The following is a 15,583-nucleotide window of genomic DNA, read 5'->3' on the forward strand; positions in this document are numbered from 1 at the left end:
AGTTCCTTCATCCGCACCAAGTTGAAGAGAAAGATTACAAGATTTTATGATTTTGTAATCTTTCTTTTTTTATTCACTTGATTGAAATAAAATAACAAAAAGTACACAAAATTGGAAAAAAGCATTGCGAATTTTTGTTGCATAGTGTAGTATTATGTAGTATTTGTGCAATAATGTTAGTTTTTCCATGTTATAGGGTTAAATTTATTTTTACATATAAAAACAACGTTAAGGGAGATGTAGACATGAAAAAAAAAGTTATGTTAAAGGAGAAACTGCTGAGGGTATCTATTGTTCTTATCGCACTTTTTACAGCCACAATCTTTTTTGTTACGGACAACAAGGTTAATAATTTAGTGGAAAAGACCATATCAGCAAAAGTGGAAAGCATTTCAAACCTAGGGTTGAATATCATTAAAAGTAGATATGATGGTGATTGGAATGTGAAGGATGGCAAGCTTTTTATAGGAGAAAACCTGGTAAACAATAATTTTGAAGTTGTAGATGAAATTAAAGAAAAAACTGGTTCACTAGCAACAATATATCTTGGTAATGAAAGAGTGGCGACAAATGAACTGGATAAGGATGGGGAAAGAACAGTCGGAACAATGGTATCAAATGAGGTAGCTGAAATCGTTTTAAAAAAAGGTGTTCCCTATGAAAGGGCTGAAACTGTTCTTGGTGAAAAATATTCCGTTAAATATGTACCTATAAAAGACAATGCGGGTAAAGTGATTGGAATGTGGAGTGTGGGTATACCAAAAAGCTCTATTAGCATTCAGGGCAGCAATATATTAGCAATGAGAGCTTCAATTGTTGTTATTTCTGTAATATCTGGTATACTGGGCTGTGGAATATTGATACTCTATTCAAAAAGATTTCTCAAGGGTGTAGACACACATAAGGTTGCATTCCTTGGAGCTGAGTCAAAAAGCAATAAAACACGGCGCAAGGTTTTATCGCTGTCATTATTCCTTATAGGTACATTTCTTGTGATTTGGGTGACTATACAGGGTTTCACAATTGGCAATGTTGTTAATAATCTTGAATATAATAATATAAAAGACAGGTTGAATACCAGTTTGGAATTGGGATATACGCTGATTAATGAGCAATATAAGGGCGATTGGTCAATTAAATATAATAAGCTATATAAAGGCACAAATTCTTTTAATGATAACTACATAGTAGTAGATAGAATCGGTTCAAATACAGAATATCTTTCAACTATTTTTATGGGAGATACAGTGATTTCTACAAATATTCTAAAGTCTGATGGAACGAGACCTATAGGAACAAAAGCATCTAATAAAGTTATAGAGACTGTTTTAAAACAGGGTAAGGAATATACAGGAGAAACTACTGTTGCAGGCAAAAGATGCATTGCAAGATATATACCGCTCAAGGATAGAAGCGGTAAAACAATTGGTATGTGGGTTTTGGGCGTTGAGAAAAAATTGGCCATTAATCGTATAGCAGGTTTGAGAAAAGCCATAACGCAAATTAGTTTATTAGCCATTATTATAGCATTTGCAACGTTTTTATTCTTGTCTATAAAGATGGTATCAGATATTAAGAACTTTAATGTCAGCCTGCATACAAGTATAAATTAAAATTTATTACAACTAATACAGCAGGGGAAGGCATTTCTATCTCTGCTGTATTTTTTTACATTACACTTATTCAATTTTCACTTATTTCTATAGGACTTTGCAATTTTTATTAGATCACTATATGTATTTAGCTCAGGTTTGTCTATTATGGCATATAAAAGTTTGTTCAATACATACCCAATTTCTTTACCTTGGATAAATCCCATATTTACCAGATCGTCTCCGCTAATCTGCAGATCTTTGATGCTTAAGCAATGTGTTTTTTTAATTATGTCAGCGTAAATCTCTGTTATTTTATACAGATCTTGAAGTCTTGAGTTTAGAAATTCAGGATTTTGACTTTTTTTATCCGCTTCCTGCACTTTTAAAAGATCTGTAAAGGATTCTACTCCTATTACACTTGCTGCCATTCTTACAGACTTGTAATCGGGTTCTATGCGTCTATCATGGTTTTTAACAAGGTGACAAACCTTGGCTATAGTTTTATTATCAAATTTGAGTCTTTCTAATACATCTTTTGCAATTTTAGTGCTTTTGTCAGGGTGGCCGTAAAAATGATCAATTCCTTCTCTATCGGTTGATTTAGTCAATGCTTTTCCTGTGTCATGAAGAAGCATGGTCCACCTTAAGACAACTTCATTTTCTATTTCACATACTGCCCGCAAAGAGTGCATTGCCACATTGAAAATGTGATAAGGGTGGTTTTGGGTGATATCAAAGCATAGGTTGAATTCCGGAAGAATGTATTCTAAAAGGTTTGTTTCTCTTAAAAGTGTTAACTTAAGTGGTCGAGAAGATATTAATATTTTAGTTAGTTCGTCTCTTATACGCTCCTGACTGGTATTTTTAATAAGTGCACTATTTCTCTTAATTGCATCTAAAGTAGATTCTTCAATATCAAATCCAAGTGTAGCGCAGAAACGTACAGCACGCAGCATTCTCAATGGGTCTTCTTTAAATCTTTCGCATGGATTTCCTACAGCACGTATTACTGCATTTTTTATATCTTCCACTCCTGAATAAGGATCAAATAATCCTTCGGACGGGTGAAATGCTATTGTATTCATTGTTAAGTCCCTATAAGAAAGGTCTGTAGTTAAACAATTATTATTTTGGGTTGAGCCTGTTCTGAATGTAGTAACTTCTATAGCTATATTGTTTACAACTACTGAAACAGTACCATGTTTGATTCCCGTGTCAATTGTTTTATCGAAAAGGGCCTTTACTTCATCAGGTGTTGCAGATGTTGAGATGTCCCAGTCTTTTGGCTGCTTATTAAGTATGCTGTCTCTTACGCAACCTCCTACAACATAAGCCTTAAAGCTGAAGTCATTCAATTTTTTTATTATATAGGTAACTTCCTCGGGTAACTTTAAAATTAAGTTAGTGCTCATTATGTTTCCTACCTTTATTGGATTTTTGAATAAAGTATACCTTAAAAATGGTAAAAAAATACCCCGTGCATTCCAAAGAAGAGAAGGGAGAATGCAGCGGGATTTAGGGGAGTAACTTTTATAAAATTACTTGACATTAATATATACTAATTTGTAGAATAATGTAACAATTCGATCTAAAGTCACAAAATTCGACAAAATATTTCAAAAAAGCAACGTTTTGACCTACTTGTTTTTTTAGATGTCACACTTGGTTTATTTATAGGCTAGAACTATAACTTTAGCAGAAAGTAATGTTTTGAAGAAAACGAATTGATAAAGAAATTTTATAAAAAAGATATATTGAATGGCTTTGGAATTAAGGGTAACTTCCAAAAAAAATCCTCATTAATGCATTTTTTTAATACTATGAGGATTTAAAAGTATTTCGAATCTCAATAATATTATAACATAAATGGTGTATAGAATACCACTAGTTTTTCTACATTTTTCAAAATAAATTTGTTTTATCAGTCGGGAGATACCGGGGGGTTTGGAAATGTGCGTTGCACAGAATTCTTGACTCTTTAGCAAAAAGCTGATATTGTAATCACTAAGGGTGTAGAATAAAATTATACCTATTTTCCTTAAAGACTATTTCAAAGAAATAAAATCTTTAAAAGGAAATGTTGGAGGCGGTTATTATTTTAATGACTGCATTTAGTGAACAGGAGTTGGAATTTATGAATTCTAAACTAAAGGATGAGATGACTGATAAGCTTTTTGAAGCTATTTTACTCCTTAATAATGTTGAAGAGTGTTATAATTTTTTTGAGGATATTTGTACTGTTGCTGAAATTAAGGCTCTTGCGCAACGTCTTGAAGTTGCAATGATGTTAAGAGATGGTAAGACTTATACAGATATAAGCGAAGTGACTGGTGCCAGCACCGCAACAATAAGCAGAATTAACCGCGCTTTAAATTATGGTGCTGATGGATACAAGACAATACTCGATAGGTTGGCGGATAAAAAAGACTCGTAATAATTTAACTGTTGATTATATTTAAGAAATTAGTTAAAATTGCTATAGGAAGAAATAATATAAGGGAAGGTACAAATGTTAAGAAAACTATTTATCAGTTTGCTGATTTTGTCAGCGCTGACTTCAGATGGTATTATAAATTTTACAGAAATTTTATGTGACCCTTCCATTTTAACTAAAGAAATTATTGATGTAGTTTTAGGTTATGAAGGAGAACTGACTGCTGCTCAACTCGGATGCTTAATTGAAAATCATGAGTTGAAGGTAAGTTCTACTCTTTTTTCAAGTATAAAATTTAGCAACTGTTCTTTTGATGTGTTTTCTGCTAGAACAAATATCAAGTCATGGATATTGTCTAATAAAAAAATGATAGAAATGGTAATATTCTTACCGTTTTTGTTTCTTATTCTGTTTGCTGATTTGAAAATATTGGCAAAAGATATCCTGTTGTATCGTTCAGATATATCTCCACCGGTTTGTATCAATTAAATAGTTCATTTTTTATTATATCAGAATTTGCTATTGTAATATGTATTTCACTCTATTTGAGTTAGAGGTGATATATTGCTTTACATTATTGTAATATTTTTTGCTTTATTGATTGGAGTCGCTATAAGCAGTTTTGCAGGAAGGCGACCAAGTATTTATAATATAAAGTTCAAGCATTCATGGCTATTATTACCGGGTGTGGCCTTACAAATTCTATCTAATATTGCTGAAGCAAAAGGGATAAAATTTGGTACCACTATTACTATTATGGTTAATGGATTGGTATTTGGTTTTGTATTTTTGGTAATTTGGATCAATAGAAGATATGTAGGACTTTGGTTTATAGGCTTAGGAGCTTTGTTAAATGCATTGGTAATGATGTTTAATGGTGGAAGAATGCCGGTAGATATAAGTCTTTTAAAGGATGAGCCATATCTGGCAAAGTCTGCTGACTTAGTACTAAGAGGTGCAGATAACAAACATGTAGTTATTAGTTCAATTACAAAGATCCCAATTTTTGCTGATATAATCCAGGTTCCTGGATTTTTGGGTTTGGGAATGCCATTAATAAGTATTGGAGATATTATTGTAGCAGTAGGGTTATTTGTATTATGTCTGCAGTTTTGTTTGTATTGTGAAAATATTCCGAAGAAGAATGATATAGCTTGTTAAAAAAATTTTTGGAGGTTTTATTTATGAGTGTTAAAAAAGTGATTGAAAAGATTATTGGAAGTTATAGTGACAGAGAACTTAAAAGAATCGTGCCCATTGTGGATAAGATAGATAGTTTCGAATCCGAAATAAAAGCATTAAGTGATGATCAGCTAAAAGGAAAAACACAGGAATTCAAAAAAAGGCTTGCAGAAGGTGAAACAACTAATGATATTCTTCCGGAAGCATTTGCTGTTATGAGGGAAGCATCCTGGAGAGTTCTCGGGATGAGACACTTTAAAGTTCAGCTTATTGGAGGTATTGTACTTCATCAGGGAAGAATAGCTGAAATGAGAACCGGAGAAGGTAAAACGCTTGTTGCTACACTTCCTGTATACCTCAATGCTCTTGAAGGTAAGGGAGTTCATGTTGTAACTGTAAATGACTACCTGGCAAAACGTGATAGTGAGTGGATGGGTAAGGTATACAACTTCCTGGGATTATCTGTAGGGCTTATTGTTCATGGCCTTGATAATAATGAAAGAAGAGCCGCTTATAATTGTGATATTACCTATGGAACAAATAATGAGTTTGGATTTGATTACCTCAGAGATAATATGGTTATATACAAGCAGGATATGGTACAAAGGGATTTACACTATGCAATAGTGGATGAAGTGGATAGTATTCTTGTCGATGAAGCTAGGACACCACTTATAATTTCAGGACCTGGGGATAAATCTACAGATCTTTATAAGACTGCAGATTCGTTTGTAAGAAGACTTAAAGTAAAGGTGTTTACACAACTAGATGATAAAGAGGATACTGATGATATAGAAGCTGATTATATTGTTGATGAAAAGGCCAATACTGCTACATTGACAGCAGATGGAGTGAGAAAGGCTGAGGCTTTTTTTGGAATTGAAAACCTCTCCGACTCAGATAATCTCACTATTTCACACCACATAAATCAAGCTTTAAGAGCCCACGGTATTATGAAGTTGGATAAGGATTATGTTGTTAAGGATGGAGAAATTATCATAGTAGACGAATTTACAGGACGTTTAATGTATGGAAGGCGCTACAGTGATGGTCTCCATCAGGCTATAGAAGCTAAGGAAGGTGTAAAGGTTGAAAGGGAGAGCAAAACACTTGCTACTATTACTTTCCAGAACTACTTCAGAATGTACACCAAGCTCTCAGGTATGACAGGTACTGCATTGACAGAAGAACAGGAATTTCAGGATATTTACAAACTGGATGTTGTAGTAATTCCCACAAATAAGTCAATTGCCAGGATTGATTTCCCTGATAGCGTTTATAAAAATGAAATGGGTAAATTTAATGCGGTTATAAATGATATAGTAGAGTGTAACAAGAAAGGACAGCCTGTGCTTATAGGTACTATATCCATTGAAAAATCCGAATTATTAAGTTCAATACTCAAAAAGAGGGGAGTTTCTCATCAGGTATTAAATGCCAAGTACCATGAGAAGGAAGCGGAAATTATTGCGCAGGCAGGTAAGTTTGGTGCAGTTACTATAGCAACCAATATGGCCGGCCGTGGTACCGACATAGTATTAGGCGGTAATGCGGAGTTTATGGCAAAACAGGAAATGAGAAAGAAAGGGTATCATGATGATCTGATTAATCAGGCTACAGGATTTAATGATACTGATGACCAGGAAATTTTGGCAGCAAGGGCTGTATATAGAGAGCTGTATGATGGTTTCAAGGATAAAATTAATGCGGAACGAGAAAAGGTAGTAGCGGCTGGCGGACTTCACATAATAGGTACAGAAAGACATGAATCAAGACGTATAGATAACCAGTTAAGAGGTAGAGCAGGGCGTCAGGGAGATGCAGGTTCTTCAAGGTTTTATATTTCTTTGGAAGATGACTTGATGAGGCTTTTCGGCTCGGATAGACTTACTGGAATAGTCAATGCTTTAGGTCTTGAGGACGATCAGGCTATCGAGCATAGAATGCTATCGAGTGCAATTGAAAATGCACAGAAAAAGGTAGAAGGAAAAAACTTTGGAATCAGAAAGAATGTACTTCAGTACGATGATGTAATGAATAAACAGAGAGAAGTAATATATTCTCAAAGAAGAAAGGTTTTGGACGGAGAAAGCTTGAAGGAAAGCTTCTTGAAGATGGTTGATGGTATTGCAGACAGTATAGTACACCTTTACTGCAGTGAAAGCCCGCATCCTGATAATTGGGACTGGGACAGCATTAGGTCATATGCAGAAGGTGCTTTTGTTCCTGTAGGTTCCTTGAATTTTTCAAAAGAAGAGATAGAAGTAATGACAAAGGATGACCTAAGAGAAAAAGTCCTTGAAATGATAACAAAAAGGTATGATGAAAAGGAAAATGAGTTTGGTTCTGAGCTTATGAGAGAACTTGAAAGGGTTGTGTTGCTTAGAATTGTCGACCAGAAATGGATGGATCACATCGATGCTATGGATCAGCTTAAGCATGGAATTCATTTAAGAGCATACGGGCAGAGAGACCCTGTTATAGAATATAAATTTGAAGGCTTTGACATGTTTGAAGAAATGAATAGAAATATTCAGTTTGAATCTGTAAAGGTAATTCTAAATACTCATTTAAACCGTGAACAGGCGGCACCAAAACGTGAAAAGGTTGCGGAACCTATGGAAACATCACATGGGGATGAGGTTAAAAAGCCGGTTGTTAAGAGTCAGAAGGATAGGATTGGCAGAAATGACTTGTGTCCTTGTGGCAGTGGCAAGAAGTATAAAAAATGCTGCGGCGAAAATGAATAATTGCTTTTGGTTATAAATTCAATTTAAATTATATTACTAAAATTGTGATGACTTTGGTCATCACAATTTTAGTATGAACCCGATAGTATTGTACTATATAGTGTGTGCTTATTAATGTATTATTTATAAATGACTTATATTATTTATCTTGGAGATGAGTGGTAGTAATATGAATTATGATGAAGCTTTAAACTATATTCATGGGACATTGAAATTTGGAATTAAACTTGGACTTGAAAGTATAGAGACTTTACTCAGCTTGATGGGCAACCCGCAAGACAAACTTAAGTATGTTCATGTTGCCGGAACGAACGGTAAAGGCTCAACAGTGACATTTATCAGCAGCATCCTGATTGAAGCAGGATATAAGGTGGGTATATATACGTCCCCAAGTATTGAACGCTTTAGTGAGCGTATTAAAGTAAATTCTACAGAGATAGATGGAGATGATCTTGGGAGAATAACTGGTTTTGTCAAAGAAAATGTAGATATTATGGTTTCAAAATATGGGATTTATCCTACGGAGTTTGAAATAGTAATGGCAATAGCATTTCAGTACTTTTATGAGATGGAGTGTGATATTGTTGTTTTAGAAGTTGGGCTTGGGGGTAGGTTTGATGCTACTAATATAATTAAAGACCCATTGGTATCAGTTATTACAACTATTAGCTATGATCATATGGATAGGCTGGGTGATACCCTTGAAAAGATAGCATTCGAAAAGGGTGGAATTATTAAAAATGGATCCGATGTAGTTGTTTTTCCTCAGCCAGAAGGAGTAATGAACGTCATAAGCGGAATATGCGAGGATAGGAAAGCTTCTTTACATATTGTGGACTTTAAAACCATAAAAATAAAAAGTTGCTCTATAGACGGGCAGGAATTTGCGTATAAAGTGTGGAATTCTTTAAAGATATCTCTATTAGGAGAATATCAGGTGAAGAATGCTGCAGTTGCATTAAATACTATAGAACTTCTGAGAGAAAAGGGATATAAGATATCTGACAATAGCATTGAAAAAGGGCTTTTTAATGCAAAGTGGCCCGGAAGACTTGAAGTTTTGAGTAAGCAACCTGTTTTTCTGATTGATGGTGCCCATAACGGAGAAGGTGCTGCTGCATTGGCAATGGTACTGAAAGCATATTTTCCAGGGAAAAAGATATTATTCATTGTTGGGGCATTGAAAGATAAGGAAATCAGCTCAATTATAGAGCCAACTTTGCCTCTTGCGAAAGGCTATATAACAGTAACGCCTGACAGTGGAAGAGCCCTGCCTTCAAAAGATTTGGCAGATTTTGTTTTACAGTATTGTAAAAATGTGTTGGTTAGTGATACAATTGTAGAGGCAGTAAAAACAAGTTTAAGCCTTGTTTCCGAAGATGATATAATATGTGCCTACGGTTCGCTTTATTATATTGGAAAGGTTAGAAGTTTTTTTAAGCCCTGAAAGTTTTAGCGGTTATAATTGCGCCCTGTAACTTAAATTTTATAGAGCATTGAGAGCGTAGATCAGATGAATTGCATTTTTAGCTTTATGAAAGGTAAGAAAACAGTAATGTTAAAAAGCACTAACAGTGAGGTGAACATATGATAGATTTTAAGCAGGAGTTGAAGAACTATACACCAATAGATCTTGACAAGCTGCTAAAGACTAACCCGAACATGCCGGATAATTTAAAAAACTCAATTTTACTATATAACAAAGCTTTAGATAATTTCCGTACTAAAAGTGAAGATATTGCTATAATTGAACTCAAGAAAGCCATTTCTCTAAATCCTGATTCTTGCGAGTCTATAAATCTGCTAGGGGTATTATATGCTGGTACAGGGGATTATACCAAAGCTAGAGAAATTTTTGAAAAAGTTATTAGCAAAGATAGAAACAATTTGAAAGCTTTAGAGTATATAAAAGCTTTAGATCCAAATTATAATCAATCTGGTAATGTTAAAGGAAATCAGAAGGATAAAAAGGAAAGTAAAAAAGTAGCTTGTGCAAATGAAAAAAATACTGGCGAACTTAGCTATGCCACAACAAATTATATATCAAATATTAAGCAGCTTTTAAAAAAGGATCCTGCTAAATATATTCTTGGGTTTGCTGCTGGCGTTTTGGTGGCTTTTTTGCTTAGTTTTGGATTTAAATCTGAGGAAGCTGTTGTACATACTTCAAGTAGTATAGATAATACATCTCAAGCTGAAAATAAAGAAGATTTTGAACAAAAGTACAATAAGTTGAATGAGGAGTACAAAGTTTTATTAGGGCAATTGGATAACTTGAAAAATAGTACACAAAACTATTCAAATCTAACAAAACTATTGGAAATAGACAAGCTGGTTTTAGAACAAAATTATGTTGCAGCTGCTGATATGTTAGCTGCATTAAATGCTGCGGAACTTAAAGGAATAGAAAAAGCAAAATATGATAGTTTACGGGGACAGGCAATGGAGAAGGCTGCCAAGGAAATATTCACTCAAGGCAGAGAGTTGTATAAGAAGAAACAATTTAAGGAAGCTCTTGAGAAGTTTGATAAGGTTGTGCTGTATGTTGGTGAATGGAAAAATTCAAATGCAACAACATACTATAGAGGAGTATGCTATTTGGAGTTAAACAATAGAGACAAGGCTTTAGAGGCTTTTAAAGAAGTTATTTCCAAATATCCTTCCAGTTCTTTTGCAAGATACTCCCAAAGTAGAATGAATGAGATGAATTCCTAAACTTAGGAGCTAAGGAATAGCTGAAATATTACTTAGCGGGATGAAAGTTAAAAACGACAAGAAAAATATACAAACCCCGAACAGTTTAATAATTGTATGCAGCTTCGGGGTTTGTAATATAGAGTTGCCTATTTAAAGATTATTGGTTAAAAGTCTATCTTAACTTAACATTAGTGTTTGATGTACAGATTGGCCAGGCAAAACTTTAATGTGATATGACTGGCATTTTAAGTTGCTTCCAAGTTGTGCGCACAAAATATAATATCCCGGGGGTATATCTTCTATAATAAAGTTTCCACTACTATCAGAATTGGTTTCGAATACGGGAAGACCACATTTTTGACAGAAATATAAAAATATATTTACATACTGAACAGTTTCGCTGTTTTTCTTCAAAATGGTAACGCCAGTGATTTTTCCAGAGTAATCAATCTTTTCGTTCTTAACATAAACATTAACATTTTGTGTGTTTACTTGTACCGGATTTACATCAACTTTTTGTTCCTGGTCAAGGTCCTGTGAGTTATACTGAAAACTATCGGTTTCCAAATATTTTCCCTTATTCGGTTTTTCTTGTTCATAAATCTTTTCTTCAAGAAAACGGTTTTGCGACTCCATATTTTCACTTCCTTTTTCCGGCACAAATCAATTTTTATTTATGTAGCAGTGGGGGAAGTCCCCCACTACATACTGATTATTAACTTATTAAGTTACCATTTCTTTCCTTGACCTGCTGCAGCATTTGCTTTGGCTTCATTTGCAGCTACTGTTTTGTTTTCAGCTTCATTTTCAGCTACTGTTTTGTTTTCAGCTTTAACTTCATTTTCAGCTTCATTTTCAGCTACTGTTTTGTTTTCAGCTTTAATTTCATTTTCATTTTCAGCTTCAGCTTTGTTATCAGCATCGTTATCAGTGCTTTGGCCCTGTACCTGTTTTTGTGTCAAAACGTTGTAGTTGATCTGTTTGTTAACCTGATTCTGGCTGTGATATTCTTTTTCTGCTACGTCCACATCCTGATCAGCTTTGAGTGTAGATTCGAGTTCAGCTTTGATTTCGGCTTTCAATTGGGCTTTTAATTCGTTTAAATCGATGTCTAACATAGGTAGGACTCCTTTCAATTATTTAGGTTAATTTTGGTTACATTATATAGTATTCTTTATGTAATCAAATGTGATGGTTTTCTATAAAAAGTATAATTGACTATTGTAGAAGGGATTTGTAACATTGATAGATAGGATAACAATTTGTAAGCTGGATTCTAGGTATACATAAATATCCTTTTCATAATGAAATGCCATTGACTTATGGGATGTTATGTTAAGCTTTTGTTAAGCTGAGTTAAATCAATATTAACACAGTTGCTTTTTTGTCTTTCAAAAATTAAAATATAATTGAATTACTTATGGAGGGGCAATACTATGAAACTGAAAGTAGCATTTATATGTGTTCACAATTCATGTAGATCACAGATGGCAGAAGCATTGGGCAAACTATTTGCTTCCGATGTATTTGATTCATATTCTGCAGGGACGGAAACAAAACCACATATAAATCAGGATGCAGTAAGAATTATAAAGAGGCTATATGGCATTAATATGAATGATACTCAGCGTTCTAAACTGATTGATGAAATACCGGAGGTTGACATAGTAATTAAAATGGGGTGCAACGTTATATGTCCGTTTATGCCATCTAACCATGAAGAGGATTGGGGAATTGATGACCCGACTGGCAAGAGTGACGAGGATTTTTTTAAAACTGCCATGATAATTGAGGAGAAAGTCAAGGATTTAGCAAAAAGGATTAGAAATAAAGAAATAGAATAATAATAAATTAGCAAAGAAAGTCAAGAAGACCTCTTTTGTAGTGTGTTATGCTTTATACAGGAGGTAAGGAAATGGATAACTGGGAAAAAATAAATGCAGTACAACGAATGCAGGATTTTATTGAAGCGCATTTAAATTTACCAATAACTCTTCATATGCTTGCAAATGTTGCAGGGTATTCGCCATGGCACTCTGCAAGGATATTTAAGGAGCTCATGGGAAAAACGCCCTTTGAATACATAAGGGTCCTAAGGTTGACCAGAGCAGCTTTGAAGTTACGTGATGAGGATGTTAAAGTTGTTGATGTAGCTTTCGATTTTGTCTTTGACTCGCACGAAGGCTTTACGAGAGCATTTTCCAAACAATTTGGAATGACTCCGCAGTACTATAGCAAAAATACACCGCCTATCAAGCTATTTTTACCCAGTCGTATTCATGATTATTATCTCATATTACAAAAAGGAGAGGATAGCATGCCTGAAAATTCAAACGTCAATACGGTTTTTGTTCAAGTTATTGAACGACCTCAACGAAAACTCATTTTAAAGCGTGGTATTAATGCCGGACATTACTTTGAATATTGCGAGGAAGTAGGCTGTGATGTGTGGGGGGTGCTCACGAGTATAAAAGAAGCCATATATGAACCAGTTGGAATGTGGCTTCCGAAAAACCTGCAAAAGCCAGGTACATCAATTTATGCTCAAGGTGTAGAGGTTCCTGCAGATTATAAGGGCGAAGTTCCTGAAGGATTTGAGCTGATTGAATTGCCGCCTTGCAAGATGATGGTTTTTCAAGGGCAGCCTTTTGAAGATGAAAAGTTTGAAGATGCTATTGGAGAATTGTGGGATGTAATGAAAAAATACAATCCTGAAATTTATGGTTTTACATGGGCGGACGAAGATGCACCGAGGATACAATTAGTACCGTTGGGATATAGAGGATATATTGAAGCCAGACCGGTCAGACCTGTTAACAAGTAATTGTAGTTTTAGAATTGTTAAGTGTGTGGAAGATTGGTGGATAACCAGTTTCCCACATACTTTTATGTTGAAGCTAATATATTTACAATATATGCTTTATGTATTAAACTAAATAGATTAAATAAGTTTCTTGATACAATTCTGATTGAATTAATATGGGAGTGTTAGCATGAGGATGAAGGTACCTTTAATAGAACTGGAAACACGAATGAGACGTTTCAGAGATAAAATGGATGTGTCTGATCCAGAGTGGAAAGTAGTTGTAGTTTTTAGTAAGATTAATCTCTACTATTTCACCGGGACAATGCAGGATGGAATGCTTATCATTCCCAGAAACGAAGAAGCAATATTATGGGTTCGCAGAAGTTTTGAGAGGGCATTGGATGAATCATTGTTTAAAGTCATTAAGCCCATGAATAGTTTTGCTGATGTTAAAATGCCTATAGAAAAGGGTGAAGTGCCGCTAAAGGTGCATCTTGAAACGGAAACTGTTCCTCTGGCTTTATATCAGCGATTTCATAAGTATTTCCCTTTTGATGAAGTAAAGTCGGTTGATACATACATTGCTTCCGTTAGAAGTGTAAAAAGTGAATATGAACTTTCTTTGATGGAAAAGTCCGGTGAGATACACCGAAGGGTTTTAGAGGATAGAGTACCTAAAATGCTTAGAGAAGGTATGAGCGAGGCTGAACTTGCAACAGAGCTTTTTGCAGCATTGATGGAAGAAGGATATCATGGAATAACGCGTTTCGGAATGTTTGATACTGAAATTATGTTAGGGCATATTGGTTTTGGAGAAAGTTCAATTTATCCTTCATATTTTAACGGACCTGGAGGTAATTACGGGTTGAGTCCTGCAGTGCCGGTATTTGGAAGCAGGGAGCGCAAGCTTAAAAAAGGTGATATGGTATTTATTGACATTGGGTGCGGTGTAGAGGGCTATCACACTGACAAGACTATGACTTATATGTTTGGAAGTTCCCTTTGCGAAGACGCAATCGATGCTCACAGAAAATGTGTTGAAATACAGAATCAAATAGCGGAAATGTTAAAACCAGGTGAGATACCGTCAAACATATATAAAACTGTTATTAGTAGACTAAGAGATGATTTTTTGAAAAATTTTATGGGTTTTGGTGAGAGGCAGGTTAAGTTTTTAGGCCACGGTATAGGCCTTATTGTGGATGAATTACCTGTCATTGCTCAAGGATTTGATGAACCTCTTCAGACTGGAATGGTTTTTGCTGTTGAGCCAAAAAAGGGGATCAAAAATGTTGGAATGGTAGGAATTGAGAACACGTTCCTTGTTACTCAGCAGGGTGGAAGGTGTATCACAGGTGATAACATGGGCCTGATTCCTGTATATTGAAAATATTTTTATAGTTATCTTCATTAAAAAAGATGCCGATAATTTTAGATGTGGCGGTTGAAATTGGAACAAATATAAGTTATGCTTATATATATTCTCATTTTCGACAGTTGAAAAGAAATAAAGAGGCAATAAACCGCTTAGTTGTGCGGTTTCAGCCTCTTTTTAATGTTCGTATAATGTTGTATGTAAATAGCTATGTTAAAATATTTTTGATCTTTTTATTGAGTTCTTTAGGTTGGTAATATTTTTTAACTAAACCAAGCTCAAACACAGCATTTAATGCTGTACATACCTGGGAACCATTGTATATTGATTGATAGTACATGTCTTGTACGTTTATTACCTCCATATTCTTTAGCGTTTCAATTATGTTTTCTGTGGTGAAATGTGTCCCATAATCATCGAGTTTAACCTCAAGAAGTCGATATATAAGGAGTGCAGTATAACATACCATAAAGTGAGCGATTATTCGCTCTCTGTTGCGGTGGTGAACTGGACGAGCTGAGAAGTTTGTTTTCATTACTCTGAAACAATCCTCGATCTTGTACCTTTTGGAACTTATTTCGATGATTGTTTTAACATCCTCATCTAAATTTGTGGCTATGGCATAATAACCATCATATTTTTCTTCTTTCATCATTACACTTTGATCAATGTAGTAAGAGTCTATCACTTTATCCCCAGATTTTGATATTGAATTTCTTTTTATAAAACGCGTAACATCGTGGG

At 34.6% G+C, this 15,583-nt stretch carries 14 protein-coding genes; 10 read left to right on the top strand and 4 right to left on the bottom strand.

Going from position 1 to position 15,583, the window contains the following annotated elements:
- Window positions 1-245 precede the first annotated feature (245 nt).
- Complete coding sequence (locus ACECE_RS0223980) at window positions 246-1,613, top strand: cache domain-containing protein (RefSeq protein ID WP_010252000.1); 1,368 nt, start codon at window positions 246-248, stop codon at window positions 1,611-1,613.
- Window positions 1,614-1,690: 77 nt separating this feature from the next.
- Here ACECE_RS0223980 and ACECE_RS0223985 read toward each other — a convergent pair whose 3' ends face one another.
- Complete coding sequence (locus tag ACECE_RS0223985; RefSeq protein WP_010252001.1) at window positions 1,691-3,007, bottom strand: CCA tRNA nucleotidyltransferase; 1,317 nt, start codon at window positions 3,005-3,007, stop codon at window positions 1,691-1,693.
- A 722-nt stretch (window positions 3,008-3,729) separates the two neighbouring features.
- Here ACECE_RS0223985 and ACECE_RS0223990 point away from each other — a divergent pair.
- The 6 genes from ACECE_RS0223990 to ACECE_RS0224015 all read left to right on the top strand — a co-directional run bounded on the left by ACECE_RS0223990 (window position 3,730) and on the right by ACECE_RS0224015 (window position 10,676).
- Window positions 3,730-4,029, top strand: coding sequence for a YerC/YecD family TrpR-related protein (locus tag ACECE_RS0223990; RefSeq protein ID WP_026073984.1), 300 nt, complete (start codon window positions 3,730-3,732; stop codon window positions 4,027-4,029).
- 75 nt (window positions 4,030-4,104) lie between these two features.
- Window positions 4,105-4,518, top strand: coding sequence for a hypothetical protein (locus tag ACECE_RS0223995; protein WP_010252004.1), 414 nt, complete (start codon window positions 4,105-4,107; stop codon window positions 4,516-4,518).
- Between the two features lie 75 nt (window positions 4,519-4,593).
- Window positions 4,594-5,190 (top strand): DUF5317 domain-containing protein, encoded by a 597-nt coding sequence (locus tag ACECE_RS28760; protein WP_010252005.1) that lies wholly within the window; start codon window positions 4,594-4,596, stop codon window positions 5,188-5,190.
- A gap of 23 nt (window positions 5,191-5,213) precedes the next feature.
- Window positions 5,214-7,961, top strand: coding sequence for a preprotein translocase subunit SecA (gene secA / locus ACECE_RS0224005; protein ID WP_010252006.1), 2,748 nt, complete (start codon window positions 5,214-5,216; stop codon window positions 7,959-7,961).
- Between the two features lie 169 nt (window positions 7,962-8,130).
- The gene (locus ACECE_RS0224010) at window positions 8,131-9,408 is read left to right on the top strand and encodes a bifunctional folylpolyglutamate synthase/dihydrofolate synthase (protein WP_010252007.1); all 1,278 of its coding nucleotides are present in this window, start codon (window positions 8,131-8,133) and stop codon (window positions 9,406-9,408) included.
- 140 nt (window positions 9,409-9,548) lie between these two features.
- On the top strand, window positions 9,549-10,676 hold the full coding sequence (locus tag ACECE_RS0224015) for a tetratricopeptide repeat protein (protein WP_010252008.1): 1,128 nt from the start codon (window positions 9,549-9,551) through the stop codon (window positions 10,674-10,676).
- 159 nt (window positions 10,677-10,835) lie between these two features.
- On the opposite strand, the gene ACECE_RS0224020 is transcribed toward ACECE_RS0224015, so the two are convergent.
- Both ACECE_RS0224020 and ACECE_RS0224025 read right to left on the bottom strand, forming a co-directional pair.
- Window positions 10,836-11,318, bottom strand: coding sequence for a carboxypeptidase regulatory-like domain-containing protein (locus ACECE_RS0224020; protein WP_205410221.1), 483 nt, complete (start codon window positions 11,316-11,318; stop codon window positions 10,836-10,838).
- A 68-nt stretch (window positions 11,319-11,386) separates the two neighbouring features.
- The gene (locus ACECE_RS0224025; protein WP_010252012.1) at window positions 11,387-11,776 is read right to left on the bottom strand and encodes a hypothetical protein; all 390 of its coding nucleotides are present in this window, start codon (window positions 11,774-11,776) and stop codon (window positions 11,387-11,389) included.
- A gap of 318 nt (window positions 11,777-12,094) precedes the next feature.
- Here ACECE_RS0224025 and ACECE_RS0224030 point away from each other — a divergent pair, with 318 nt between their 5' ends.
- The 3 genes from ACECE_RS0224030 (at window position 12,095) to ACECE_RS0224040 (ending at window position 14,851) form a co-directional block, all read left to right on the top strand.
- A complete protein-coding gene (locus ACECE_RS0224030; protein ID WP_010252015.1) occupies window positions 12,095-12,502 on the top strand; it encodes an arsenate reductase/protein-tyrosine-phosphatase family protein in 408 nt (135 codons plus the stop codon).
- A 71-nt stretch (window positions 12,503-12,573) separates the two neighbouring features.
- Window positions 12,574-13,482, top strand: coding sequence for a helix-turn-helix transcriptional regulator (locus ACECE_RS0224035; protein WP_010252018.1), 909 nt, complete (start codon window positions 12,574-12,576; stop codon window positions 13,480-13,482).
- Between the two features lie 169 nt (window positions 13,483-13,651).
- A complete protein-coding gene (locus ACECE_RS0224040; protein WP_010252029.1) occupies window positions 13,652-14,851 on the top strand; it encodes a M24 family metallopeptidase in 1,200 nt (399 codons plus the stop codon).
- A 196-nt stretch (window positions 14,852-15,047) separates the two neighbouring features.
- Here the strand turns inward: ACECE_RS0224040 and ACECE_RS28765 are convergent.
- The coding region (locus ACECE_RS28765) for an IS1634 family transposase (RefSeq protein ID WP_010252031.1) at window positions 15,048-15,583 on the bottom strand (536 nt) is incomplete at its 5' end.

It is taken from the genome of Acetivibrio cellulolyticus CD2 (assembly GCF_000179595.2).
GTDB lineage: Bacteria > Bacillota > Clostridia > Acetivibrionales > Acetivibrionaceae > Acetivibrio > Acetivibrio cellulolyticus.

Coding starts and splice junctions, on each gene's coding strand:
- ACECE_RS0224035 (WP_010252018.1), top strand. CDS start 12,574: ATGGATAACTGGGAAAAAATAAATGCAGTACAACGAATGCAGGATTTT.
- ACECE_RS0223980 (WP_010252000.1), top strand. CDS start 246: ATGAAAAAAAAAGTTATGTTAAAGGAGAAACTGCTGAGGGTATCTATT.
- ACECE_RS0224015 (WP_010252008.1), top strand. CDS start 9,549: ATGATAGATTTTAAGCAGGAGTTGAAGAACTATACACCAATAGATCTT.
- ACECE_RS0223990 (WP_026073984.1), top strand. CDS start 3,730: ATGAATTCTAAACTAAAGGATGAGATGACTGATAAGCTTTTTGAAGCT.
- ACECE_RS0223985 (WP_010252001.1), bottom strand. CDS start 3,007: ATGAGCACTAACTTAATTTTAAAGTTACCCGAGGAAGTTACCTATATA.
- secA (WP_010252006.1), top strand. CDS start 5,214: ATGAGTGTTAAAAAAGTGATTGAAAAGATTATTGGAAGTTATAGTGAC.
- ACECE_RS0224010 (WP_010252007.1), top strand. CDS start 8,131: ATGAATTATGATGAAGCTTTAAACTATATTCATGGGACATTGAAATTT.
- ACECE_RS0224025 (WP_010252012.1), bottom strand. CDS start 11,776: ATGTTAGACATCGATTTAAACGAATTAAAAGCCCAATTGAAAGCCGAA.
- ACECE_RS0223995 (WP_010252004.1), top strand. CDS start 4,105: ATGTTAAGAAAACTATTTATCAGTTTGCTGATTTTGTCAGCGCTGACT.
- ACECE_RS0224040 (WP_010252029.1), top strand. CDS start 13,652: ATGAGGATGAAGGTACCTTTAATAGAACTGGAAACACGAATGAGACGT.
- ACECE_RS0224030 (WP_010252015.1), top strand. CDS start 12,095: ATGAAACTGAAAGTAGCATTTATATGTGTTCACAATTCATGTAGATCA.